The following is a 23,941-nucleotide window of genomic DNA, read 5'->3' on the forward strand; positions in this document are numbered from 1 at the left end:
TCGCACAACATTTCGATTATCGCCGTTGACCATTTCACCGGCTCGCCCCTATTGTCAAAGTCACCGTCACCCCTCGTTATGGTTGGCGGCACAAAAAGTTATGTATTTAACGAGCAGGAAGAAAACATGACCGCGACCGTAGAACGCATTGAAAGCTGGCTGGTTGACGTCCCGACCATTCGCCCGCACAAACTCTCGATGACAACCATGGGCTGCCAGACGTTGGTGATTGTCCGCATTACGCGCTCTGACGGCATTTGTGGAATCGGCGAGGCGACCACCATCGGCGGGTTGAGCTATGGCGTCGAGAGTCCGGAAGCCATCTCCAGCGCCATTAACCATTACCTGACGCCGCTGCTCAAGGGGCAGCCCGCCGATAACCTGAATGCGCTGATGCAGCGTATCAACAGCGCCATCAAAGGTAATACGTTCGCCAAATCGGCGATTGAAACCGCGCTGTTGGATGCGCAGGGCAAGGCGCTGGGTCTGCCGGTTTCGGCGCTGCTGGGCGGCGCGCTGCAGACGTCGCTGCCGGTGCTGTGGACCCTGGCGAGCGGGGAGACCAGCAAGGACATCGCCGAAGGGGAAAGGCTGCTGGTCGAAGGCCGCCACCAGGCATTTAAGTTAAAAATCGGCGCGCGCGAACTGGCGACCGATTTACGCCACACCCGAGCGATTGTCGAGGCGCTGGGCGATCGGGCGAGTATTCGCGTCGACGTTAACCAGGCCTGGGACGCCACCGCGGCGGCCAAAGGCTGTCGTGAACTGGCGGCAATGGGCATCGACTTAATTGAGCAACCGGTCAGCGCGCAGGACAGCGCGGCGCTGGTTCGCCTTAGTCAGCATATTGAAACCGCGATTCTGGCGGATGAAGCGGTGGCGACGCATTACGATGGTTATCGCCTGGCGCAGCAGGGCTTTAGCGGCGCCTATGCGCTGAAAATCGCCAAAGCGGGCGGCCCGGCCAGCGTTTTAGCCCTGGCGCATGTCGCGCAGGCGGCGGGTATCGGGTTGTATGGCGGAACCATGCTGGAAGGCACCGTCGGCACCGTCGCATCGCTGCACGCCTGGTCGACGCTGCCGCTGCAATGGGGCACGGAAATGTTCGGCCCGCTGTTGCTCAAAGATGACATCGTCAGCGTACCGCTGACCTTCGCCAACGGCAGCGTCGTTGTGCCTCAGACCCCGGGCTTAGGTGTCGAACTTGATGAAGATAAATTGCACTTCTATGCCCGCAAAGCGTAGGGCATGACAGGAGAAAAATATGCTGTTTAAAGTGGATATGACCGTCAAGATCCCGCTGGGCTATCCCGCCGCCGAGCTTGAGGAGATTAAACAACGAGAAAAAGCTTATTCGCAGCAATTACAGCGTGCAGGCACCTGGCGACATATCTGGCGCGTCGCCGGACTGTACGCCAATGTCAGTATTTTTGATGTGCGTGATGCCGATGAGTTGCACCAGATATTAATGGGGTTGCCATTATACCCGTTTATGGAAATCCGCGTGGAGGCCTTGTGCCGCCATCCCTCCTCGATTCGTGAAGACGATAGCTAAAAATAATAAAAACCTCGCGCCGGACAGGCCGGCGTAAACCCTACAAGCCACCTGCAAGCAATAAGTGAGAATCAAAATGAAAAATTCTTTCGTACAACAAGAAGCCGTGCAGAAATTATTACGTGAAAGTGCCGGATTAACCGTTCCCGGCGGTAATGAGCGTTTTAAAGTCATTGTCCATCGTTTACTGGAAGATATATGCACCCTGATCGACGATTATAATATTACCCAGGAAGAGTTCTGGCATGCGGTGAACTATCTGCACGAACTGGGCGGACGTCAGGAAGCGGCGCTGCTGGCGGCGGGTCTCGGGCTGGAACATTTCCTCGATCTGCGTCAGGATGCGATCGACGCCGCAGCGCATCGTGAAACCGGCACGCCGCGTACCATTGAAGGGCCGCTGTACGTTGCCAATGCGCCGCTTGTCGAAGGGCACGCGCGGATGGATGACGGTCTCGATGCCGGGGAGGTCATGTGGTTGCACGGTCAGGTTTGCGATACCCAGGGCCGTCCGGTCGCCAACGCGATTGTGGATATCTGGCATGCCAACACCCTCGGGAACTACTCGTTCTTTGACCAGAGCCAGAGTGAATACAACCTGCGTCGCCGCATCCGTACCGGCGCAGATGGCCGCTACAGCGTGCGCAGTATCATGCCTTCCGGTTACGGCTGTCCGCCGGATGGTCCGACGCAAAAGTTGCTTAACCAGTTGGGTCGTCACGGCAACCGTCCGGCGCATATTCACTTCTTCGTCTCCGCGCCGGGCCACAAGCATTTAACCAGCCAGATTAACCTTAACGGCGATAAGTATCTGTGGGACGACTTTGCCTTCGCCACCCGCGATGGCCTGATTGCCGACCCGGTAAAAATCACCGATCGTGAGCTGATTGCGCAGCGTAAGCTCGACGGCGAGCACACCGAAGTTCGCTTCGACTTTACCTTGTGCCCGGCCCTCAACGCCGAAGAAGAGCAGCGTATTTCCCGCCTGCGCGCACAAGAGTCATGACCGGTACACCTCCCGGGCCGGTGCGCCCGGGGCGGTGAGTCATACTATTGCCCGGCCTGCCGCGCGGCCGGGGATATTCCTGAATTGATTATTCTTGCCAGCGATGAGGCCAGTTATATCACCGGCGTCACGCTGCCGGTGGCCGGAGGCGACCTCGGTTAGCGTCGGGTGGCATACCAGCAGAGCAGGGAGCCGGCGCAAACCATACCGGCGCCCTGCCAGAACGGCCAGGAGAGGGCCGCGCTGAGCAGCACCGCCGCCAGCGCCGAAGAGAGCACCGGGGTAAAGTAAGAGGCGGCCGCCAGCAGGCTGACGTTGCCGTGCAGAATACCGACGTTCCAGGCCGCATAGCCAAATCCCAGCGCCACCGCGCACATTACCAGCTTAATGACCACCGGCCAGCTGAAAATCATCGGCGGTTGATCGCTGAGCATAAACTTCAGCCACAGGGTCAGGGCGGTTAATAAAACAAACAGGGTAATGCCGTTTTTGCCGCGCGCATATTTCGCGGTGACCGTGCAGTAGGTCGCCCAGATAAATGCGCCGACAAAAGCCAGAATATAGCTCAGGGGGCTGGAGACGACGTTGCGGGTAATTTCATCACTATTCAGGCCGTGCTCGCCGCCTAATACCCAGGTGACGCCAAGCAGCGCGAGAAATAAGCCGGGCACGACCAGCCAGCTGGTTTTCTGCCCATTAAAGAGAATGGCAAAGAGTATCGTCAGGCTGGGCCACAGATAATTGACCATCCCGACTTCAATCGCCTGCTGACGGCTACCGGCAAAGCCCAGCGACAGCGCCAGACATATTTCATAGCTGACGAACAGCAGACTGCCGGCCAGCAGATAGGCGCGCGGCATCTGCCGCAGCCGGGGAAACCCGACGGTGGTCAGCAGCAATAAGCCGCTCAGCGTATAGATCATTGCCGCGCCGCCGACCGGGCCTAACCCTTCGCTGACGCCGCGAATTAATCCGACCATCGTGCTCCACAGCACAATGGCGGCCAGACCGGTCAACGTCGCTTTTTTCTTTTCCATGTCAAACCTGACACCGATATTTATCAAGAGCCGATTTATAACACTTTTTCATTCCGTCTGGCCCCTGTTTTCCTTCGCGCTTAATACCAAGGGGGTAATGAAATCCGCTGACCTTGACTATTAAGGGGGCGACGGTTTTCGACATTGATTTGACGCAAAAAAATCAGGGACATTGCTGGTAGTTTCCCCCGCGATGAACACGCATCCTGCATGGAGAAAATCAATGGACGTCAGCCGCAGAAAGTTTTTTAAAATCTGCGCAGGCGGTATGGCCGGAACAACAGCCGCTGCCCTGGGTTTCGCACCCAAAATGGCGCTGGCTCAGGCGCGTAATTACAAATTATTGCGCGCCAAAGAGATCCGCAACACCTGCACATACTGCTCCGTGGGCTGCGGGCTATTAATGTATAGCCTCGGCGACGGCGCGAAGAACGCGAAAGAAGCCATCTATCATATTGAAGGGGATCCCGATCATCCGGTCAGCCGGGGCGCTTTATGCCCGAAAGGCGCGGGGCTGCTGGATTATGTTCATAGCGACAACCGACTGCGCTACCCGGAATACCGCGCGCCGGGGTCTGACAAATGGCAGCGTATCTCCTGGGACGACGCCTTCAACCGGATCGCCAGGCTGATGAAAGCCGACCGTGATGCCAACTTTATTGAGAAAAACGAGCAGGGCACCGTGGTTAACCGCTGGCTTTCAACCGGGATGCTGTGCGCCTCGGCGGCCAGTAACGAAACCGGGATGCTGACGCAGAAATTTGCGCGCTCGCTCGGCATGCTGGCAGTGGATAACCAGGCGCGCGTCTGACACGGACCAACGGTAGCAAGTCTTGCTCCAACATTTGGTCGCGGTGCGATGACCAACCACTGGGTTGATATCAAAAACGCTAATGTCGTGATGGTGATGGGCGGCAACGCCGCTGAAGCCCATCCGGTGGGATTCCGCTGGGTGATGGAGGCGAAAAACAACAACGATGCTCTGCTTATCGTCGTCGACCCGCGCTTTACGCGCACGGCTTCGGTGGCCGATATCTATGCGCCGATTCGTTCCGGCACCGACATTACCTTCCTGTCGGGGGTGCTGCTGTACCTGATTGAAAACAACAAAATCAATGCGCAGTACGTTAAACACTACACCAACGCCAACCTGCTGGTACGCGACGATTTTGCCTTCGAAGATGGCTTGTTCAGCGGCTATGACGCTGAAAAACGGCGGTATGACAAAACATCGTGGAACTATCAGTTTGACGAAAACGGCTATGCGCTGCGCGATGAAACCCTGCAACATCCGCGCTGCGTATGGAACCTGCTGAAGCAGCATGTCTCGCGCTACACGCCGGAGGTGGTGGAGAACATCTGCGGGACGCCGAAAGCCGACTTCCTGAAAGTGTGCGAAGTGCTGGCGTCGACCAGCGCCGCGGACCGGACCACCACTTTCCTGTACGCATTGGGCTGGACGCAGCATACCGTCGGGGCGCAGAACATCCGCACCATGGCGATGATCCAACTGCTGCTCGGCAACATGGGGATGGCGGGCGGTGGGGTGAATGCCCTGCGCGGTCACTCCAACATTCAGGGCTTAACCGACTTAGGTCTGCTCTCTACCAGCCTGCCGGGTTATCTGACGCTGCCATCAGAAAAACAGAGCGACTGGCAGACCTGGCTGAACGCCAACACGCCGAAGGCCACGCTGGCCGACCAGGTGAACTACTGGAGCAACTATCCGAAGTTTGCGGTCAGCCTGATGAAAGCGTTTTACGGCGATGCGGCGCAGAAAGAGAACGACTGGGGCTTTAACTGGCTGCCGAAGTGGGACCAGGCTTACGACGTCATCAAGTATTTCAACATGATGGATAAAGGTCAGATCACGGGCTATATCTGCCAGGGCTTTAACCCGGTGGCCTCGTTCCCGGACAAAAACAAGGTGGTCCGCAGCCTGAGCAAGCTTAAGTACATGGTGGTTATCGACCCGCTGGTGACCGAAACCTCGACCTTCTGGCAAAACCACGGCGAGTCGAACGATGTCGACCCGGCGGCGATTCAGACCGAAGTGTTCCGTCTGCCGTCCACCTGCTTTGCGGAAGAGGACGGGTCGATTGCCAACTCCGGACGCTGGCTGCAATGGCACTGGAAAGGCCAGGATGCGCCGGGCGAAGCGCGTAACGACGGCGAAATTCTGGCCGGCATTTACCATCGCCTGCGCGAAATGTATCGCACCGAAGGTGGGAAAGGCGCCGAGCCGCTGCTGAAGATGAGCTGGAGCTACAAACAGCCGGATCATCCGGAATCGGAAGAGGTGGCGAAAGAGAACAACGGCTATGCGCTGGCGGATCTGTATGACGGCAACGGTGCCCTGCTGGCGAAAAAAGGCCAGCTGTTGAGCAGCTTCGCGCTGCTGCGCGATGACGGCACCACGGCATCGTCCTGCTGGATCTACGCCGGGAGCTGGACGGAGCAGGGTAACCAGATGGCCAACCGCGATAACGCCGATCCGTCAGGGCTGGGCAATACGCTGGGCTGGGCCTGGGCGTGGCCGCTCAACCGCCGCGTGCTGTATAACCGCGCTTCGGCGGATATTAACGGCAAACCGTGGGATGCGAAACGGATGCTGATCCAGTGGAACGGAACGAAGTGGACGGGGAACGATATCCCTGACTTCAATACCGCCGCGCCGGGCAGCAACACCGGGCCGTTTATCATGCAGCCGGAGGGGCTGGGGCGTCTGTTTGCCCTCGATAAGCTGGCGGAAGGTCCGTTCCCGGAACATTACGAGCCGATGGAAACGCCGCTGGGTACCAACCCGCTGCACCCGAACGTGATCTCCAGTCCGGTGGTGCGTCTGTATGAAGACGACGCCCTGCGCTTAGGGAAGAAAGATAAGTTCCCGTACGTCGGGACCACCTATCGTCTGACCGAGCATTTCCATACCTGGACCAAGCATGCGCGGCTCAACGCCATTGCCCAGCCGGAACAGTTTGTGGAAATCAGCGAAGGTCTGGCGCAGGCGAAAGGGATTGCCAACGGCGATCGGGTGACGGTGAGCAGCCAGCGCGGCTTTATCCGCGCGGTGGCGGTGGTGACCCGCCGTCTGCGGACCCTCAACGTTCACGGCCAGCAGGTAGAAACCGTCGGCATCCCGCTGCACTGGGGCTTTGAAGGGGTGGCGCGGAAGGGCTACATCGCCAACACCCTGACGCCAAACGTCGGCGATTCCAATTCGCAAACGCCGGAGTACAAAGCGTTTCTGGTCAACATCGAGAAAGCGTAAGGAGCGATTCAATGGCGATGGAAACACAGGACATTATTCAGCGCTCCGCAACCAACCCGATGACCCCCGCGCCGCGTGCGCGGGACTACAAGGCGGAAGTGGCCAAGCTGATTGATGTCTCCACCTGCGTGGGCTGCAAAGCCTGCCAGGTGGCCTGTTCCGAGTGGAACGATATCCGCGACGAGGTGGGGCACTGCGTCGGGGTGTACGATAACCCGGCGGACCTGAGCGCAAAATCGTGGACGGTGATGCGCTTTAGCGAAACCGAGCAGAACGGCAAGCTGGAGTGGCTGATCCGCAAAGACGGCTGCATGCACTGCGAGGAGCCCGGCTGTCTGAAAGCCTGTCCTTCCGCCGGAGCGATTATTCAGTACGCCAACGGCATCGTCGATTTTCAGCAGGAGAACTGCATCGGCTGCGGCTACTGCATTGCCGGCTGTCCATTTAATGTCCCGCGGCTCAATAAAGAGGATAACCGGGTCTATAAATGTACTCTCTGCGTGGATCGCGTCAGCGTCGGCCAGGAGCCGGCCTGCGTGAAGACCTGCCCAACCGGAGCGATTCATTTTGGTACTAAGAAAGAGATGCTGGAGGTGGCGCACGAGCGCGTGGAAAAGCTGAAGAAGCGCGGCTATCCACACGCCGGGGTCTACAACCCGCCGGGGGTGGGCGGTACCCACGTGATGTACGTCCTGCACCATGCCGACCAGCCTGAGCTGTACCACAATTTGCCGAAGCAGCCGCAGATAGATACCAGTATTAATCTGTGGAAGGGGGCGCTTAAACCGCTGTCGGCGGTCGGCTTTATCGCCACCTTTGCTGGCCTGATTTACCACTACATCGGCATCGGGCCGAATAAAGAAGTGGATGACGACGAGGAGGAGCATGATGCATAAATCGAAAATGATTGTGCGCACCAGGTTTATCGATCGCGCCTGTCACTGGACGGTGGTTATCTGTTTCTTTCTGGTGGCGCTCTCCGGGATCTCGTTCTTTTTCCCGACGCTGCAGTGGCTGACGGAAACCTTCGGTACGCCGCAGATGGGGCGCATTTTGCATCCCTTCTTCGGCGTGGCTATCTTCATGGCGCTGATGTTGATGTTTGTGCGCTTTGTCCAGCATAACATTCCGGACAAGCAGGACATCCCGTGGCTGAAGGGCATTGTTGAAGTGCTGAAGGGCAATGAACATAAAGTGGCCCGCGTCGGCAAATATAACGCCGGGCAGAAGATGATGTTCTGGACCATCATGAGCATGATTTTTGTGCTGCTGGTGACCGGAGTGATCATCTGGCGTCCCTGGTTTGCCCCTTTCTTCCCGATCGAAGTCATTCGCTACAGCCTGCTGCTTCACGCCACCTCGGCGATTATTTTGATTCACGCCATCCTTATCCATATGTATATGGCATTCTGGGTGAAAGGGTCGATTAAGGGGATGGTCGAAGGGAAAGTGAGCCGCCGCTGGGCGCAGAAGCATCACCCGCGCTGGTATCGCGACGTTGAGCGTCTGGAGGCGAAAAAAGAGAGTGAGGAAGGCATCGCCGCGCGCCGTTCCTGATGGTTCTTCATGGCGCGACCGGGTCGCGCCATGTGCTTTCAGCTCTCGCTACGCAGGACTTCCAGTCCGACGCGCTGGCCGTAAGAGAGTTCCAGCGTATTGCCATCCGGGTCGCTGAAAAAGACGTAATAGCCCACCGGCTCCCCGAGCTGCTCCGGCTCCTTTCGCAGCACGCCTTCCCGCCGTGCCATCGCGGTTTTCGCGTCGATCTCCTCTTTGGTCGCGCAGGCGACGCCTAAATGGCCAAACGGCCCCAGCGGGGTATCGGTCGGTTCATCCGCCTGCACCAGTACCAGGGCGAATAAGCGGGTACGATCGCTTAACCACGCCACGTGGCGAGCGGAGGGAAGATCCGGCGAGCGCTGATGGATCACCTGCATGGCGGTGTAGCGGGTATAAAAATCGATGCTCCTGTTGAGATCCCGCACCATAAAGGCCACATGGGTAAAACCGCTGTCAATCTCATGCATATCATGTCCTTATCGTTATCTGACGGTATGCGTTAAGCGTAATACCTGAAGTTAAGTTGAGGTAAACGGCGGATTTATCGATTTGAGCTCACCAGAAAAGGGGGGGATAACCTTTCCCGCTCCGGCAGAAAAGCATGAAGCGGGCAAGGCGAGTCAGCGCTCAGAAGCGCTCGGCAATAAAGCGGAAAGGATAATTGGCGGTTTTCACTTTACCGATTTTACGTTTGGGTAATTTTACCGGTTCGGTATGCACGCTCTTATAGGGGATCTGCGACAGCAGATGGGTAATGATATTCAGGCGCACGCGCTTCTTCTCTTCCGAACGGGCGACAAACCACGGCGCCCAGGCGGTATCGGTGGCGGCAAACATCGCATCCCTGGCCTGCGTGAACTCATCCCAGCGGTTAAACGACTTGATATCCATCGGCGACAATTTCCAGATTTTGCGCCCGTCATCGATGCGGTCGCGGAGCCGACGTTCCTGTTCCTCTGGCGTCACCTCCAGCCAGTATTTGAGCAGGATAATGCCGGACTCTACCATCGAGCGCTCTACCAGCGGCGCCCCCTCGAGGAATTTTTCCACTTCGTCGGCGGTGCAAAATCCCATCACCCGTTCAACGCCGGCCCGGTTATACCAGCTGCGGTCGAAAATGACGATTTCGCCGGCGGCCGGCAGATGCGGGATATAGCGTTGAAAATAGAGCTGGGTCTTCTCTTTGTCGGTCGGGGCCGGCAGAGCAACCACCCGGAATACGCGCGGGCTGACCCGCTCGGTGATCGCTTTAATGGTGCCACCTTTACCGGCGCCATCGCGGCCTTCAAACACAATACAGACCTTCAGTCCCTGGCTGACCACCCACAGCTGTAATTTAACCAGCTCAACGTGAAGTTTACGCAGCGCTTTTTCATACTCTTTCTCGCCAAGCGGCTTCAATTTACTCGAACCCGCTACACCCCTGGCCTTCTTGTTGTTTCCCATGGCTATCGCTCCGTTATGAGAGGGGAAATAGGGCTTGTGTAACGTAAAGTGTAATCACCCCGGGCGAGACTGGCGGACATTATGCAATTTTCGTCGATAAACAGATAACGCTGCGCGGTGTCACAAGCCAGGAGGACGCTGACTTATGCAGATTTGGCGCGGTTTTTCGTTGCTTGCGCGGGCGAGCGCATCCCGTTTGCCGACTGCGGGTCACCAGACCGCCAGGCCTTGCTCATGAGCATTGCCGGTGTGGCGGGCGCCGCATCGAGGCTTCCTGCCTTCTTCTCTGCCAGACCATGACTCGCATGAATGGATCGCGTTATTTTATGGACAAACGGGTCAGCGCACGTTTTTGTCTGGTTTGCCGATCCCGAATGGTCAATAATGCCGACCGAAAAGGCAAAATACGTGATTAACTGAATGAAAAAGACGATTTTTTCGCTCGCGCTGGGCACGTTCGGCCTGGGCATGGCGGAATTTGGCATTATGGGCGTGTTGCCGGAGATCGCTCGCGATGTCGGGATCTCGATTCCTGTCGCCGGCAATATGATAGCCTGGTATGCCTTTGGCGTGGTGATTGGCGCGCCGGTGATGGCGCTGTTTTCCAGCCGCTTTTCATTAAAGTCGGTGATGCTGTTCCTGGCCGCGCTGTGTATTCTCGGGAATACCCTGTTTACCTTTTCCTCCAGCTACCCCATGTTGGCAGCAGGCCGCCTGCTGTCCGGCTTCCCGCATGGTGCCTTTTTTGGCGTCGGGGCGATTATTCTGTCGAAGGTGGCGCCGCCGGGCAAAGTGACCGCCGCAGTGGCCGGGATGATTGCCGGTATGACGGTGGCTAACCTGATCGGTGTTCCCGCCGGAACCTGGCTGGGGCATCAGTTCAGCTGGCGCTATACCTTTCTGGGCATCGCGCTTTTCAACGTTGCGGTGCTGATGGCGATTCTGTGGTGGGTTCCGACGGTCTATGATCGAGCCACGACAAGACTGCGGGAACAGTTTCATTTCTTATCGTCGCCTGCGCCGTGGCTTATTTTCGCTGCGACCCTGTTTGGCAATGCCGGGGTATTTACGTGGTTCAGCTATATCAAACCGTTTATGCTCCATGTCTCCGGGTTTTCCGAAAGCGCGATGATCGCCATCATGATGCTGGTGGGGCTGGGGATGGTTATCGGTAATCTGCTGAGCGGGAAAATCTCCGCTCGCTACAGCCCGCTGCGCATCGCGGCCACCACCGACGGCGCTATTGTGGCGGTGATGCTGCTGATCTTTCTCTTTGGTGACCATAAAACGGCGTCGCTGCTGCTGGCATTTTTGTGCTGTGCCGGACTCTTTGCGCTGGCGGCGCCGCTGCAAATCTTATTGCTGCAAAATGCGCGGGGCGGAGAGATGCTGGGGGCGGCTGGCGGGCAGATAGCCTTCAACCTCGGCAGCGCGCTCGGCGCATTTTGCGGCGGGATGATGATTACCTCCGGCTTTGGCTGGAATACGATCGCGCTCCCGGCGGCGTTCCTCTCCTTCCTCGCGATGACATCGCTGTTGCTTTACGCCCGCGGCCAGCGGAACCGCCCGATCGCGGGCACGATGGATTAATCGATTTCCCACGGCTCGCCGAGGGTTAACATCAGCCGGTTGGCCCATGCGAAAAAGGCCGCCGATTGCAGTAAATCAAGCTGAGCCAGGGTATCCAGACCCTGCTCTTGCAGGCCATGGAGATGCGCGGCGGTCAGGGCCGGCGGCGTGACGGAAAGGGCGGCGGCGAAATCTATTTCCGCCCGCCAGCGCGGCGACTGGCCGTCGCTCAATGTTTCCCCCGGCGTCACCGCCAGCAGCGTTTCTATCGCGCTCTCATCTTTTGCCAACTGCGCCGCCTTGCGGGCATGCACCGATGCGCAGTAAATACAGCCGTTAACCTTACTGGCGACGGTGGCGGCCAGTTCCCGTTCCGCGCGCGGCAGACCGCCGGGCGTATAGAAGATGCCTTTGTCGGTTAGCGTGCGCTGCTCCAGCACCGGCTGATTGCGCGCCAGCAGGCGAAAATAGGGGGAATCCGTATGGCCAAATTTCGCCAGAATCGCCTGTTCATCATCGCTGAAGGCTTCCAGCGGTTTGGCCTCAAGCCAGGGCTCCCAGTTGAGTTCATCGCGGGTGAAATGTCCTGGGGCCCGCTTGCCGCTGACGGTTTGCCGGGTGGTATGCCAGAAACCGGCCGCCACCGGCGTATCGGCGCTGGCGAAGGGTTTACCGTTCAATAAGCGCAGGCCGTTGAGTAACCGGCTCTGGAAGCTGACGAAGGCGATTAGCTGGGCGAGGGTGACTATCCCACGCGGGGTCCAGCCGGCGCGGGTGAGCGCCTGCAGTGCCGAAGGCGTGGCCTCCAGCGGGCTGAAGGTTAGCAGGCGGGCAAACGCCAGCGCCGCGGTCAGCCGCGCGGAGGTCGGGTCGGCAAGGCCAAAACCGGCATAGTGGGCGGCCAGCGCATCGGCCTGATGCAGCTTCGCCACTCTGGCGGCGACGGCAAAACGCTCATCGGGTGGAAAATCCTCATCCTGCTGGCTGAACAGCACCTCGTAGCTGCCCTGCGCGTGGCGGGTCGCCGCGTCGCGCACGGCCCGGGCCTCGGCTAATGGGGAACCCGGGGAAATCTCTGCCAGCTCTGCCAAAATATCCTGACTCAGTGTCATGGTGACTCCTACCTTAGTTGCGGGGTGATATGCTGAGCGATCAGCTCAAGGGAACGCAGCGTGTCACGGTGCGAGGGCTCAACGGAGTGCACCTGGAACGAAATATCGGTGACGCGGGCCAGCACGCTGTCCCGCGCCAGAGATGCCTGCACATGTTCAACATCGCCGACATGGGCATCCAGCTGCGACAAATAATCCGTGACAGTGTCACCGATTATCTCATGTCCGGCAGCGCGATGTGCCGCCGCCTGTTGGCGTAATCCCGGTTCCGCGACCTGTAGGGCGTACTGCTGGCTGTCGGCAATAAAGGCGGTGCGCGAGGCGAGGATCCTTGGCGCTCTGCCAGCGGGCAACGCCGCGAGGTAGGCATCGATCAGGGGATTCTGGATAGCATCAAGCGCTAAATCCGGCTGCCCGAGCGGGCGCGGCTGTGTACGGGAGAGCATCAGGCCGTGACCGGCCTGACCGGCGCGAACGGCGCCGTCAATTGAAAAGGTCGCTATCCAGATCCGTTCAGCCAACTGCGGCGCCGGTGGATAGAGATGATTTTCCGGATGGCCCAGTGAATCACCGCGCCAGGCGCTGTGGATCAGATGCAGATTTTCGGCGAACACGGCTCCCCGCTGCTCGCTGGTTAAGCCAAACGGCAGAAATGAGGTTGGCGTACCGCCGGAGCCAAAGCCGACCTCAAGACGTCCGTTGGCCAGGAGATCCAGCACCGCCGCGTCTTCGGCGACCCGCAGCGCGTTCTCCATCGGCAGCGTAATAATGGCGGTACCGAGGCGAATATGTGCGGTCTGTGCCGCCACGTGGGCGAGAAAGACCAGCGGCGAAGGCAGGCCGCCTTCATGCTCGTGGAAGTGATGCTGGGCAATCCACGCGCTGTCAAAGCCGAGACGTTCGGCGTGGCGAATCTGTTCGGTTGCCAGCCGGTAGCGCTGTTGCGCAGGGGCAGAGTCCAGCAGGCGGGTGAAAAAACCCAGGCGTTTACGCGTCATGCGATCTCCTTGCTCAGGGTGGATACGTGGGGAATGGCGGCGATGAGCTCGCGGGTATAGGGGTGCAGCGGCTGGCTAAACAGGCGGTTGACCTCGCCGTATTCCACGACCTGACCGGCGCGCAGTACCGTAACGCTCTGCGCGATGCGTCGCACCGTCGCCAGGTCGTGGGTGATAAACAGATAGGTCAGCCCCAGCTGTTGCTGGAGCTGCTGAAGCAGGGCGAGAATCTGCGCCTGCACGGTGACATCCAGCGCGGAAGTGGCTTCGTCGAGGACCAGGATCGTCGGCTCCAGCACCAGCGCCCGCGCAATGGCGACCCGCTGGCGCTGGCCGCCGGAGAGCTCGCGGGCGGTTCGCGTCAGCAGCTCCGGTGCCAGCGCGACCCGGGCGGCAACTGCTTCGACGCGGGAGCGGCGGATGGTCGGGCTCAGCGGGTCGAAATTTTTCAGCGGCTCTTCGATAATCTCAAACAGGGTCTGACGCGGGTCGAGCGAGGCGAACGGGTTCTGATAAACGAACTGAATTTTACGCCGTAGCTGGCGCTGCGCCTCGCGGCTTAAATGACCGGCATCAATACCATCAATGGCGATGTGGCCGCTATCGGCCTGTTCAAAACCGAGCAGAATCCGCGCCAGCGTGGTTTTGCCCGAACCCGACTCGCCAACTAACGCATGGGTCGTGCCGCGTTTGACCTCAAAGCTGACGGCGTCCAGCGCCTGTAGCCCGGCATCGCCCAGCGAAAAACGTTTACTGATATTGGCGACGCGGATAGCGGGCGTCGCCACAGGGTGGCGCGGCGCTGTCCCGATGGTAGGCTGGATTCCCTGCAGATCGCTCAACAGCTGGCGGGTGTAGGCGTGTTGTGGCGCGCGGACGATATCCGCGGTGAGGCCCTGTTCCTGAACTTCTCCGTGGCGAAAAACCAGCAGCCGGTCGGCGCGTTGCGCCGCCAGCGCCAGATCGTGGGTGACGAGCAGCACCGCCGTCCCGGACTCCCGGCGCAGGGTATCGAGGAGGTCGAGAATGCGTTTCTGGACGGTAACATCGAGGGCGCTGGTCGGTTCATCGGCAATGATTAAGTCCGGTTTCAGAGCAATAGCGATGGCAATTAACACCCGCTGCTTCATGCCGCCGGAGAGCTGATGAGGATACTGATAAAAGCGCTGTTCGGGATGGCTGAGGCCAACTTTGCTTAACAGGGCCAGCACCTGCTGCTTACGCACGGCGGCGGGCTCTTTCTGGTGCAGACGAAGTATTTCGCCAACCTGCGCGCCGATCGTTTGTACCGGGTTCAGGGAGTTGCCCGGATCCTGCGGGACCAGACTGATGCGCGTGCCGCGCAGACTATCAAGTCGTTTCCCCGACCAGCCGCTGATATCCTCGCCGTTAATTTCCACTCGTCCGCTGTCGCGCCGGGCATTATTCGCCAGCAGACCGATAATGGCCTGGGCGGTGGTGGTTTTACCGGACCCGGACTCCCCGACAAAGGCCAGCATTTCGCCGCGTTGCAGGCTGAAGCTGACGTTATGCACCACTTCCTGCCAGCGGTGCTGCGATCGGTAGCTGATGCGCAGATTTTCCACGCGTAAGACGTTCATGAGCGCTCTCCGCTAAATTGACGGCTGATACGGTTGGCGGCCAGCACCACGGCAACCACCGCCACGCCGGGGAAGGTGGTCAGCCACCAGGCGGTCGAGAGATAGTTGCGTCCTTCGGCAATCAACAGCCCCCACTCCGGTACCGGCGGCGGGGTACCGTAGCCGAGAAAGCTCAGGGTGGAGAGGGCGAGGATCGCCTGACCAAACTGCAGCGTGGCGAAGGCCAGTACGGCGGTCAGCGAGTTGGGTAAAATATGCCGCCAGAACACGGCAAAGAAGGTGCCGCCGCTGCCAAAGGCCGCTTCGACATAGTCGCTGCGGCGCACGCGGACCACTTCCGCGCGCGCCAGGCGGGCAAAGCTGGCAATAGCGGCGACGCCCACGGCCACCGCGGCGTTCACGGTGCCGAAGCCGAGCAGAATAATCACCGTTAACGACAGCAGCAGCGACGGGATGGCCAGCAGGACATCAACCAGCCGCATCACCAGCGACTCGACGCGCCCGGCAACGGCACCGGCCAGCGTACCGAGCGCGGTACCGACCAGCAGGCCGATAGCGACAGCCGCCAGCGCGGCGGAAAGCGAGTGCGCCGCGCCATAGACGATCCGCGTCCACAGGTCGCGACCCAGCTGGTCGGTTCCCAGCCAGTGGCCCGCCTGCGGTGCCAGACGCGGCGCGCCGGAGGTGCCATCAAGCGGGTTATAGTCGCTGAACAGCTGCGGGGCGATCGCCATCAACAGCGCGATGAACATGATGCTCCAGGCGAGCCATAGCCCCGGCTGGAAACGTAGCGGCCGACGGCCAGGCGCCCGTCGGCGGGCGGCGGTAGCGTAATCAACGAGGCTCATACCACGCCTCCGGTTACGGTTTTCAGGCGGGGGTCGAACAGCGGCATCAGCAGATCCACCAGCAGATTAATCAACACAAACGCGAGGGCGGAGATCATCACCACCGCCTGTAATACGGCAATATCCTGGTTGTTGACCGCCTGCTGGGTCAACTGACCCAGACCGCCGCGGCCGAAGACGGTTTCGGTAATCAATGCCCCGGCGATCAGCTCCCCCAGCAGCAGCCCGGCGATATTCAACGCCGGTAGCAGGGCGTTGCCGGTGACGTGTCGCCACAGCACGCCGGTTTCACTCATCCCTTTGGCGCGGGCGACGGCGACAAACGGCAGGGCGGCCACCTGGTCCATGCTGCGCATCAGGATCTGCGCCAGCGGGGCGGAAATGGGCACCGCGACGGCGATGATCGGCAGTATCAGCCCCTGTAGCGGGCCAGGATTAATCACCGGGATCCAGCGCAACTGGAAGGAGAAAAGTTGAATCAGCGCAATCCCCAACCAGAAGGTCGGCAGCGAGATAAACAGCACCGGCAAAGACTGTAAGGTATTGCTCAGCCAGCGCAGCCCCGGCAGACGGGAGGCGAAGGCCAGGCTAAAGGCCAGCGCGATAGCCAGTATAAACGCCGGGATTGCCAGACTGAGGGTGTCCGGCAGGTTGCTGGCCAGCAGGGTACTGACCGCAATACCGGCCTGTAACGAGTAGCCAAAATCCCCCTGCAGCATCGCCGCTAAGGTATGGAAATACTGCTTCCAGACCGGGCTGTCGGCACCGTAGGCGATGCGCATGTCGGCGATTTGCGCCGGGCTGAGACCGAGATCCGGGTTCTGAAACTTGATCAATACCGCATCCCCCGGCAGCACCTGCAGCAGCACGAAGGAGAGGGTAAAGGCCGCCCACAGCACCAGCAAACTCTGGCCCAGACGTCGCAGAAGGTTATGGCTCATCCCAGACTCCTTAGTGTTTTTCCAGCCAGCTGCCGTAGAACGACGGTCGGCCGACGGCTTCAAAGCTTACGCCCTTCACCCAAGGCGCACCGGCAAAGACCTGCGGCTCTTCAAATATCGGGATCACGTAGGCGTTATCCAGCAGATAGCGCTGGGCATCGCCGGTCAGCTGCAGGCGTTTTTGCGCATCGACTTCGGCGGAAATCGCGGTCAGCAGAGCGTTAAGCTTATCGTCGCGAAAGCGCTGCACTTTGTCGCTGGAGCCGCCCTGTTGCAGCAGAGCATCGCGGTTGGCCGGGAAGAACATGCTTTTCACCACGTCCGGGTCGGCGCGACCCACTTCCGAAACGGTCAGCGGGGTCTTCAGCGGATCGAGGTTATCAATAACCCGGCTACCGGCATCGCCGGCTTTTACGCTCAGCGCCACCCCTACCTGGCGCCACTGCTGGGCAATCAGCTGGAGCACCTCTTTGTTTTGCGGCTGCGGCAGAGATTCATAAACCGTCAGCGCCAGGCGCTGGCCATCTTTCTCTCTGATCCCGTCGGCGGCCGGTTTCCAGCCGGCTTCATCGAGCAGCTGCCGGGCCCTGGCCTGATCGAAGGTCAGCTTGCCGCTGAGGTTGACGTAGCCTGCCGCTGAACGGGCCAGCACTGACGTCGCCTGTGGATAGTTAGCCGAGAACAGCGTCTCGACCACCTGTCTGGCGTTGGTGGCGTGCAGCAGTGCCTGGCGGACGCGCAGGTCGGAAACCAGCGGGTTATCCGGGCGGAAACTCAGACTGTCATTGACGCCGCGGGTGGGGGCGGCATACACCTGGAATCCCTGGTCGGTCGCCTGCTTTTCATCGTAGGCCTGCACCTGGCGGATAAAATCGGCCTGACCCGCCAGTAATGCCCCGATACGCACGCTGTCTTCCGGGGTGACGATAAAGGTAATGCCGTCGAGGTTGGCTGGCCCTTGTTGAGCCAGGTTTTTCGGCCCCCACTGATAGTCTTTGCGGGCGACCAGCGTCAGCTCGCGACCCGGTTTTTCATCTTTAACGATAAAGGGCCCGGAGCCGATAATATTACGCGCATCGCCGAGTTCGTCGAAATTACGCTGCAAGGTGCTGAGAGAGACCAGCCCGGAGCCAATGGTGGCGGTACCCTGCAGGAATCCTGGCGACGGTTTTTTGAAGTAAAACTTCACCGTCAGCGGATTGATGACTTCGCTATGGTCGTAGTTGTTGATAACCTCAGAAACCGGCAGCCGCTGGGTTTTATTGCCAAGACCGTAGGTATCAAAATTTTTGGCCACCGCGTTGGCATCCAGCGGGGTGCCGTCGGAGAAGGTGATGCCGGGACGCAGCGTAAAGGTGTATTCGGTTTTATCGGCGTTCGTCGTCCAGCTCTCGGCAATCCACGGTTCGATCTCCAGCGTTTTGGGGTTTTGCCAGGTCAGCTTATCGGTTATCTGATTGAGAATGCCGCCGTTGGGATAGAATCCTCCGGCCGGTGGATAGAGATTGGTGTGCGGCTGCTGCTCCAGATAGATTAATGTCCCGCCCTTGACCGGTGTATCGGCGGCCCAGACGGAAAAAGCGCCGGATAAAAAGAGGGCTGCCAACGCGGGCAGACGAAAACGGTTTTGCATGGTGAATTCCTTTGTTATCTATTGTGTTGCCATCATCGGGCGCAGATATAAACAAGGGAACCAACGAATTGCGCTAAGCATTTGCGGAAAAGGCATTTGTCGCAGCGGGGAAATATTCCCCATGGGGATAGCCGGTGAGGCGGCATGAACCGGACGGGCGTAAAAAAGTGGCGCTGGACGGCTTTAACGATGCCGCTGCGGCGAAGCAGGAGATCAAACAGGCCTGGGATGCCTGGTAAAGCCAAAAATCCACAATAAGATAAAAACAGGCTCTGCCCAGTAGCGGTGATTTTTTCGTCTGGCAATGGCCGGATCAGGCCATTTTTCATCCTGTAAAAGAGCGGCCTGGCCGGAAGCAAATCCTCATCGGGCCGGTTAGCCCAGTGGCGGCGTGGATTGACAGGGTGAGGGTGATGATGGTTGTATTGTACAACCATTAACTCGCCTGCACCGATCGCCATGACACCTCCATCGCTGATTAACGAATCGCTCATTAATGAAATACGCCGCTCTTCCCGTCTGATGGTTCGTGAGCTTGGCTTCATGAATTCCACGCTGGCGGCCACCGACTATTCTCCCTCCGCCGTGCATACGCTGCTGGAAATTTCCGCACACGGGGCGATGACCGCCGCGCAGCTGGTGCAGATCCTGGGCCTGGAGAAATCGAGCGTCAGCCGCATGGTGTCCCGTCTGCTGGCCGCCGGCGAGTTACAGGAAAAACCCGATGGTGCAGATGCTCGCTTTAAACGGCTCGAACTGACGCAACAGGGGTGCGTGACGGTCAGGCGGATCAACGAGTACGGGGCGATGCGGGTGGTTGATGCCCTGATGCATCTCGATGCCGGACAACAGCAAAACGTGGCGCTGGGGCTGACGGCGTACGCGCAGGCGCTGGCGAAATGCCGCGAAGTACAGCGGCCTGCGGCGACTGATAAGGTGACGATTGTCAGCGGATATCGACCCGGGATGATTGGCCGCATCGCGCAGATGCACGGCGAATATTACGCCCGGCACCACGGTTTCGGCCACGTCTTCGAAGGTAAGGTTGCCTGCGGGCTGGCGGAATTTTCCGCCCGACTTAACGCGCAGTGCAATCACATCTGGCTGGCGGTGCAGGAGGGTAACATCGTCGGTTCTGTGGCTATCGATGGCGAAGATCTGGGCAACAACCAGGCGCATCTACGCTGGTTTATTCTCGACGACAGCTGTCGGGGCCGTGGCGTTGGCCGACGTCTGCTGACGGAGGCGATGGCTTTTTGCGACCGCCGCGCTTTTGCTGCCGTCCAGCTGTGGACCTTCAGCGGACTTGACGCTGCCCGCTCGCTGTACGAAAAATTCGGCTTTACGCTACATAAACAGTGGCAGGGCGATCAGTGGGGGATGATGATGACCGAACAGCAGTTCAGCCGCGACAAGACCGATTCTGCTTCGGCCTGACCGCCGTGCGCCGTGACCCCGGCTAAAGTGTCTCCACCTTAGCCAGGGATTTAGCCTCCGTTAACTCAGTCTGGCGGTAATGACCGCTATCTCGTCACGCCACTGGGCCTGCAGGTGCGGCTTCTGGTGCTTAGGTTTACGCGATATATCATCCGCCAGCCGCTGTTCGAGATCGATTAGCCGTTCCAGCAGGGCGTCATGGTCGTCGGCGACGATAGCCGTTGCATCCGCTTCGACACGCCTGTCGACCTCGCGCAGGCGGGCATAGACTTCGTCGGCGGTATGCCACTCGCTGAGCCCGTTATCATCAATCAGCCAGAAGCGGTTACAGCTGCTATCAATTAACTGGCGGTCATGACTGACCAGCAGCAGACCGCCGGAATACTCGCGCAAAGAGGCGGCCAGCGCCTCTTTGCCCTCCATGTCCAGATGGTTGGTGGGCTCATCCAGCAGCAGCAGGCTATAGCTGGCCAGCGACAGACCGACAAACAGCAACCGGGAACGTTCGCCGCCGCTGAGGGTGCTGACCTTTTGCCCGTGACGGTTCCAGCCGAAACCGGCGGAAATCAACGCCCGCTTACGGCGTTCGCCAGCGGGTTCGAAGTTCTCCAGCGCTTCCAGCAGCGTGGCGTTATCCGCCAGCTGATGCAGCGTCTGGTCGTAGTAACCCGGATGCAATCGCGGATGCAGACGCAGTCCGGCATCCGGCGCCGCCTGCTGCATTTGCCGCCACAGCAGGCGCAGCAACGACGATTTCCCGCCGCCGTTACGCCCCATAATCGCCACCCGGTCGCCGCTGCGCAGGCGCGCCAGCCCGGCGGTGAACAGGGCGGGCAATCCCGGAGCCGGGGGGACCGGCAGTTGCTCCATCTCAAGTAAACGATCGGCCCGCAGGGCGTCACCGTTGAGCGCCAGGCGCCACGGCGTACCGGCGGTCAGCTCGGTTTGACTCTCCTTCAGGCGCGCGACCTGTTTTTCCATCTGTTTGGCTTTACGCGACAGATCTTCGTTGTCGTACACCTGTCCCCAGGTGGCCAGCCGTTTAGCGCTGGCGGTGACGCGGTCGATTTCTCGCTGCTCGGCTTTATGACGCAGGGCATTGCTTTCGTCGCGTTCCGCCAACGCCAGGCGCGCCGCGCTGCAGGGAAGAGAGAAGGCGTGCAGGGTTCTGTCGCGCAGGATCCAACTGCTATTAGTTACAGCATCCAGTAAGATGGGGTCATGGGACACCAGCACGAAGCTCCCCTGCCAGGTTTGCAAGAAGCTTTCCAGCCACAACAGGGTCGGCAGGTCGAGATGGTTGCCGGGCTCGTCCAGCAGCAGGAGATCCGGCTGCAGAATTAACGCTCTGGCCAGCAGCAGCCGGGTATGTTGCCCGCCGCTCAGCGTTGCCGCTTGCTGCGTGAACTCCGCCGTCGCGAACCCCATTTCCGCCAGCAGACGCTCTGCCTGCCAGCGCTGTTGTTCACGTCCGCTGGCGGGGAGTCGCGCCAGAACCCCCTCGATCAGCGATTGCTGGAGCAGGGCATCCGGCAGGTGTTGTTCAACCCGTGCCAGCAGGCAATGATGGGCCAGCGCCACGCTACCGGTAGCGGGCGTCAGCGTGCCGTCCAGTACCTGGAGCAGCGTACTTTTGCCGCAGCCGTTATGGCCGATCAGGCCGATGCGATCGCCTTTTTTCAGGGTAAAGGAGAGGTCGGTGAAAAGCGGGCCGAATGCCGTTTCAACATGCAGAGACTGCGCGGTAAATAATGTGCTCATAGTGAACTTACTCAAGAGTTACAGGCGTAAAAACGCCTCGTCAAACATCGCTGACGATAACCCGGTAAGCCCGAGGGAAGGGAATTGGTCTAAGTGTCTTCGCTCAAGCTGAAGTTATCGCAGCACGATACCGATAACGCTTGAGTGGGCACGATCGCCAATGGTCAGTGAAAAAATAAACATTTCACAAGACAGCATGGGGATCCTCCTTTTAAGTTCAGTCAGTTGATGGGTAAAGGCAGTCTAGACGGGAAGAGGATATTTGGCTAGTGACTAAAGATGGTGGGGCGGCGACAGAAAAAACGGGCCGTTGTCAGGCCCGTTGGTGAGTCGCTTAAATCAGATCGAGGTCCGGCGATAGTTGCGATACTCCGGCAGCCAGAAGTTATCGCTAATCGCCTGCAACAGCGCTTCGGCGGAGGTCTTCACCGCCACCCCTTGCTCCTGAGCCGTTTTACCGACGGCAAAGGCGATTGCGCGCGATACGGTCTGGATATCTTTTAGCTCCGGCAGAACCGGACCCTCGCCGTTGTTGACCAGCGGCGAGTGCTTCGCCAGCGTCTCACTGGCCGCCATCAGCATGTCATCGGTGACCCGCGATGCGCCAGAGGCGATGACGCCAAGACCAATACCGGGGAAGATATAGGAGTTGTTGCACTGGGCAATGACATACTGCTTACCTTTCAGCGTGACCGGCGCGAACGGGCTGCCGGTGGCAACCAGCGCTTCGCCGTCGGTCCAGCTGAGGATATTCTGCGGCGTGGCTTCCACGCGAGAAGTCGGGTTCGACAGCGGCATGACGATCGGCCGCGGGCAGTGCTTATGCATCTCACGAATAATCTCTTCGGTGAACAGACCCGGCTGGCCGGAAACGCCGATCAGAATATTCGGTTTAACGTTGCGCACCACATCGAGCAGAGAAAGCACTTCGTTGGTGGTATCCCACTGCTGCAGATTCTCGCGTTTTTGCACCAGTTTGTTCTGGAACGGCAGCAGGTTCGGCATGGCGTCGGTCAGCAGGCCGAAGCGGTCAACCATAAACACGCGCTGACGCGCTTCTTGTTCGCTTAATCCTTCACGCTGGATCTGGGCGATAATCTGCTCGGCAATCCCGCAACCGGCGGAACCGGCGCCGAGGAAGACGATTTTCTGCTCGCTCAGCTGGCTGCCCGCACCGCGGCTAGCGGCAATCAGCGTACCTACGGTCACCGAGGCGGTGCCCTGGATATCGTCATTGAAGGAGCAAATCTCATTGCGATAGCGGTTGAGCAACGGCATGGCGTTTTTCTGTGCGAAGTCTTCGAACTGCAGCAGAACGTCCGGCCAGCGGTGCTTAATCGCCTGGATAACGTCATCGACAAACTGATAATACTCATCGTCGGTAATACGCGGATGGCGCCAGCCCATATACAGCGGATCGTCGAGCAGTTGCTGGTTGTTGGTCCCCACGTCCAGCACGATAGGCAGCGTGTAGGCCGGGCTGATACCGCCGCAGGTGGTGTACAGCGAGAGTTTACCGATAGGGATCCCCATCCCGCCGATGCCCTGATCGCCGAGACCGAGAATACGTTCCCCGTCGGTCACGACGATCACTTTGACGTTGTGGTTCGGCACGTTTTGCAGGATGTCGTCGAGGTTGTGCCGGTTCTGGTAGGAGATAAACACCCCGCGTGAGCGGCGGTAGATCTCAGAGAAGCGTTCGCAGGCGGCGCCGACGGTCGGCGTATAAATGACCGGCATCATCTCATCGAGATGGTTGCCAATCAGGCGATAGAAGAGGGTTTCGTTGGTGTCCTGAATGTTGCGCAGGTAAATGTGTTTGTCGATCTCGGTTTTAAACCCCTGGTACTGGATCCATGCGCGTTCCGCTTGTTCCTCGATTGTTTCAACAACTTCCGGCAGCAGGCCGAGCAGGTTAAAGCTGCTGCGCTCTTCCATGCTGAAGGCGCTACCTTTGTTGAGAAGGGGGAATTCGAGCAGAACGGGGCCAGCGTAGGGGATATACAGAGAACGGTTTTTCTTATGGGTGAATTGCATCGCACTAACTCCTTGATGTTCACTTCAGACCGTGCGCGGCGATAAGCGTGCGGGCTGGCAGGGAAAGCAGCGCAAGCAGTATAGAGCAGATGTTATCAAAGAGGGGAAATTGAATTAAAAAAACACCAT

Annotated in this window: 19 protein-coding genes and 2 pseudogenes; 10 read left to right on the forward strand and 11 right to left on the reverse strand. The window is 59.1% G+C overall.

What is annotated here, in order from left to right; translation table 11 throughout:
* Positions 1-78: 78 nt before the first annotated feature.
* The 4 genes and pseudogenes from FNY10_RS07450 to FNY10_RS26815 all read left to right on the forward strand — a co-directional run.
* A complete protein-coding gene (locus FNY10_RS07450; protein ID WP_160704015.1) occupies positions 79-1,245 on the forward strand; it encodes a muconate cycloisomerase family protein in 1,167 nt (388 codons plus the stop codon).
* A 19-nt stretch (positions 1,246-1,264) separates the two neighbouring features.
* On the forward strand, positions 1,265-1,555 hold the full coding sequence (gene catC / locus FNY10_RS07455) for a muconolactone Delta-isomerase (protein ID WP_131049052.1): 291 nt from the start codon (positions 1,265-1,267) through the stop codon (positions 1,553-1,555).
* 76 nt (positions 1,556-1,631) lie between these two features.
* On the forward strand, positions 1,632-2,561 hold the full coding sequence (catA, locus tag FNY10_RS07460) for a catechol 1,2-dioxygenase (protein WP_131049053.1): 930 nt from the start codon (positions 1,632-1,634) through the stop codon (positions 2,559-2,561).
* 84 nt (positions 2,562-2,645) lie between these two features.
* Positions 2,646-2,723: pseudogene (locus FNY10_RS26815) on the forward strand (hypothetical protein); the annotation flags it as partial.
* On the opposite strand, the gene yddG reads toward FNY10_RS26815, so the two are convergent.
* Positions 2,720-3,598, reverse strand: coding sequence for an aromatic amino acid DMT transporter YddG (gene yddG / locus FNY10_RS07465; protein ID WP_100684267.1), 879 nt, complete (start codon positions 3,596-3,598; stop codon positions 2,720-2,722). The pseudogene FNY10_RS26815 and the gene yddG overlap by 4 nt on opposite strands.
* Before the next feature lie 223 nt (positions 3,599-3,821).
* Between yddG and fdnG the strand changes: the two genes are divergently transcribed.
* From fdnG to fdnI, 3 genes are read left to right on the forward strand one after another with little or no spacing between them, the layout of a single operon-like run.
* Positions 3,822-6,869, forward strand: a complete 3,048-nt coding sequence (gene fdnG / locus FNY10_RS07470) for a formate dehydrogenase-N subunit alpha (RefSeq protein WP_160703399.1) — start codon at positions 3,822-3,824, stop codon at positions 6,867-6,869.
* Between the two features lie 11 nt (positions 6,870-6,880).
* Positions 6,881-7,765, forward strand: a complete 885-nt coding sequence (fdxH, locus tag FNY10_RS07475) for a formate dehydrogenase subunit beta (RefSeq protein ID WP_141964632.1) — start codon at positions 6,881-6,883, stop codon at positions 7,763-7,765.
* The gene (gene fdnI / locus FNY10_RS07480) at positions 7,758-8,426 is read left to right on the forward strand and encodes a formate dehydrogenase-N subunit gamma (RefSeq protein WP_131049057.1); all 669 of its coding nucleotides are present in this window, start codon (positions 7,758-7,760) and stop codon (positions 8,424-8,426) included. Before fdxH ends, fdnI begins: the two co-directional genes overlap by 8 nt.
* Positions 8,427-8,464: 38 nt before the next feature.
* Here fdnI and FNY10_RS07485 read toward each other — a convergent pair whose 3' ends face one another.
* A complete protein-coding gene (locus tag FNY10_RS07485) occupies positions 8,465-8,896 on the reverse strand; it encodes a VOC family protein (protein WP_141964631.1) in 432 nt (143 codons plus the stop codon).
* A 160-nt stretch (positions 8,897-9,056) separates the two neighbouring features.
* Complete coding sequence (gene ppk2 / locus FNY10_RS07490) at positions 9,057-9,875, reverse strand: polyphosphate kinase 2 (RefSeq protein WP_141964630.1); 819 nt, start codon at positions 9,873-9,875, stop codon at positions 9,057-9,059.
* 420 nt (positions 9,876-10,295) lie between these two features.
* On the opposite strand from ppk2, the gene araJ reads away from it, so the two are divergent.
* Positions 10,296-11,465, forward strand: a complete 1,170-nt coding sequence (araJ, locus tag FNY10_RS07495; RefSeq protein ID WP_160703397.1) for an MFS transporter AraJ — start codon at positions 10,296-10,298, stop codon at positions 11,463-11,465.
* On the opposite strand, the gene FNY10_RS07500 is transcribed toward araJ, so the two are convergent.
* From FNY10_RS07500 to FNY10_RS07525, 6 genes are read right to left on the reverse strand one after another with little or no spacing between them, the layout of a single operon-like run.
* Positions 11,462-12,556: an alkylhydroperoxidase domain protein gene (locus tag FNY10_RS07500; protein ID WP_160703395.1), complete on the reverse strand. Its 1,095-nt coding sequence runs from the start codon at positions 12,554-12,556 to the stop codon at positions 11,462-11,464. The two genes, araJ and FNY10_RS07500, sit on opposite strands and share 4 nt — an antisense overlap.
* An 8-nt stretch (positions 12,557-12,564) precedes the next feature.
* Entirely contained in the window at positions 12,565-13,554 is a 990-nt protein-coding gene (locus tag FNY10_RS07505; protein WP_141964628.1) for a putative FMN-dependent luciferase-like monooxygenase, read from the reverse strand.
* Entirely contained in the window at positions 13,551-15,155 is a 1,605-nt protein-coding gene (locus FNY10_RS07510; protein WP_141964627.1) for a dipeptide ABC transporter ATP-binding protein, read from the reverse strand. Before FNY10_RS07510 ends, FNY10_RS07505 begins: the two co-directional genes overlap by 4 nt.
* A complete protein-coding gene (locus FNY10_RS07515; protein WP_160703393.1) occupies positions 15,152-16,003 on the reverse strand; it encodes an ABC transporter permease in 852 nt (283 codons plus the stop codon). Before FNY10_RS07515 ends, FNY10_RS07510 begins: the two co-directional genes overlap by 4 nt.
* Positions 16,000-16,944, reverse strand: coding sequence for an ABC transporter permease (locus FNY10_RS07520; protein WP_100684257.1), 945 nt, complete (start codon positions 16,942-16,944; stop codon positions 16,000-16,002). The genes FNY10_RS07515 and FNY10_RS07520 overlap by 4 nt, the downstream gene beginning before the upstream one ends.
* Positions 16,945-16,954: 10 nt before the next feature.
* A complete protein-coding gene (locus FNY10_RS07525; RefSeq protein WP_160703391.1) occupies positions 16,955-18,577 on the reverse strand; it encodes a TIGR04028 family ABC transporter substrate-binding protein in 1,623 nt (540 codons plus the stop codon).
* Positions 18,578-18,726: 149 nt separating this feature from the next.
* Between FNY10_RS07525 and FNY10_RS07530 the strand changes: the two are divergent.
* Positions 18,727-18,835, forward strand: a pseudogene (locus FNY10_RS07530) (inorganic diphosphatase); the annotation flags it as partial.
* Positions 18,836-19,036: 201 nt separating this feature from the next.
* Positions 19,037-20,014 (forward strand): bifunctional helix-turn-helix transcriptional regulator/GNAT family N-acetyltransferase, encoded by a 978-nt coding sequence (locus FNY10_RS07535; protein ID WP_202395389.1) that lies wholly within the window; start codon positions 19,037-19,039, stop codon positions 20,012-20,014.
* A gap of 60 nt (positions 20,015-20,074) precedes the next feature.
* Here FNY10_RS07535 and FNY10_RS07540 read toward each other — a convergent pair whose 3' ends face one another.
* Positions 20,075-21,775 carry an ATP-binding cassette domain-containing protein gene (locus FNY10_RS07540; RefSeq protein ID WP_160703389.1) on the reverse strand — a complete coding sequence of 567 codons (1,701 nt, stop codon included), beginning with the start codon at positions 21,773-21,775 and terminating at the stop codon, positions 20,075-20,077.
* A 339-nt stretch (positions 21,776-22,114) separates the two neighbouring features.
* Positions 22,115-23,812: an NAD-dependent malic enzyme gene (locus FNY10_RS07545; RefSeq protein ID WP_100684253.1), complete on the reverse strand. Its 1,698-nt coding sequence runs from the start codon at positions 23,810-23,812 to the stop codon at positions 22,115-22,117.
* Between the last annotated feature and the right edge of the window lie 129 nt (positions 23,813-23,941).

The sequence above is a fragment of the Klebsiella sp. Lac1 genome, assembly GCF_009825425.1.
GTDB classification, from domain to species: Bacteria; Pseudomonadota; Gammaproteobacteria; order Enterobacterales; family Enterobacteriaceae; genus Klebsiella; species Klebsiella electrica.

What these genes read in the sequence shown, in the direction of transcription:
- FNY10_RS07450 (WP_160704015.1), top strand. Translation starts at nt 79, where the DNA reads ATGGTTGGCGGCACAAAAAGTTATGTATTTAACGAGCAGGAAGAAAAC.
- catC (WP_131049052.1), top strand. Translation starts at nt 1,265, where the DNA reads ATGCTGTTTAAAGTGGATATGACCGTCAAGATCCCGCTGGGCTATCCC.
- catA (WP_131049053.1), top strand. Translation starts at nt 1,632, where the DNA reads ATGAAAAATTCTTTCGTACAACAAGAAGCCGTGCAGAAATTATTACGT.
- yddG (WP_100684267.1), bottom strand. Translation starts at nt 3,598, where the DNA reads ATGGAAAAGAAAAAAGCGACGTTGACCGGTCTGGCCGCCATTGTGCTG.
- fdxH (WP_141964632.1), top strand. Translation starts at nt 6,881, where the DNA reads ATGGCGATGGAAACACAGGACATTATTCAGCGCTCCGCAACCAACCCG.
- fdnI (WP_131049057.1), top strand. Translation starts at nt 7,758, where the DNA reads ATGCATAAATCGAAAATGATTGTGCGCACCAGGTTTATCGATCGCGCC.
- FNY10_RS07485 (WP_141964631.1), bottom strand. Translation starts at nt 8,896, where the DNA reads ATGCATGAGATTGACAGCGGTTTTACCCATGTGGCCTTTATGGTGCGG.
- ppk2 (WP_141964630.1), bottom strand. Translation starts at nt 9,875, where the DNA reads ATGGGAAACAACAAGAAGGCCAGGGGTGTAGCGGGTTCGAGTAAATTG.
- araJ (WP_160703397.1), top strand. Translation starts at nt 10,296, where the DNA reads ATGAAAAAGACGATTTTTTCGCTCGCGCTGGGCACGTTCGGCCTGGGC.
- FNY10_RS07500 (WP_160703395.1), bottom strand. Translation starts at nt 12,556, where the DNA reads ATGACACTGAGTCAGGATATTTTGGCAGAGCTGGCAGAGATTTCCCCG.
- FNY10_RS07505 (WP_141964628.1), bottom strand. Translation starts at nt 13,554, where the DNA reads ATGACGCGTAAACGCCTGGGTTTTTTCACCCGCCTGCTGGACTCTGCC.
- FNY10_RS07510 (WP_141964627.1), bottom strand. Translation starts at nt 15,155, where the DNA reads ATGAACGTCTTACGCGTGGAAAATCTGCGCATCAGCTACCGATCGCAG.
- FNY10_RS07515 (WP_160703393.1), bottom strand. Translation starts at nt 16,003, where the DNA reads ATGAGCCTCGTTGATTACGCTACCGCCGCCCGCCGACGGGCGCCTGGC.
- FNY10_RS07520 (WP_100684257.1), bottom strand. Translation starts at nt 16,944, where the DNA reads ATGAGCCATAACCTTCTGCGACGTCTGGGCCAGAGTTTGCTGGTGCTG.
- FNY10_RS07525 (WP_160703391.1), bottom strand. Translation starts at nt 18,577, where the DNA reads ATGCAAAACCGTTTTCGTCTGCCCGCGTTGGCAGCCCTCTTTTTATCC.
- FNY10_RS07535 (WP_202395389.1), top strand. Translation starts at nt 19,037, where the DNA reads ATGACACCTCCATCGCTGATTAACGAATCGCTCATTAATGAAATACGC.
- FNY10_RS07540 (WP_160703389.1), bottom strand. Translation starts at nt 21,775, where the DNA reads ATGAGCACATTATTTACCGCGCAGTCTCTGCATGTTGAAACGGCATTC.
- FNY10_RS07545 (WP_100684253.1), bottom strand. Translation starts at nt 23,812, where the DNA reads ATGCAATTCACCCATAAGAAAAACCGTTCTCTGTATATCCCCTACGCT.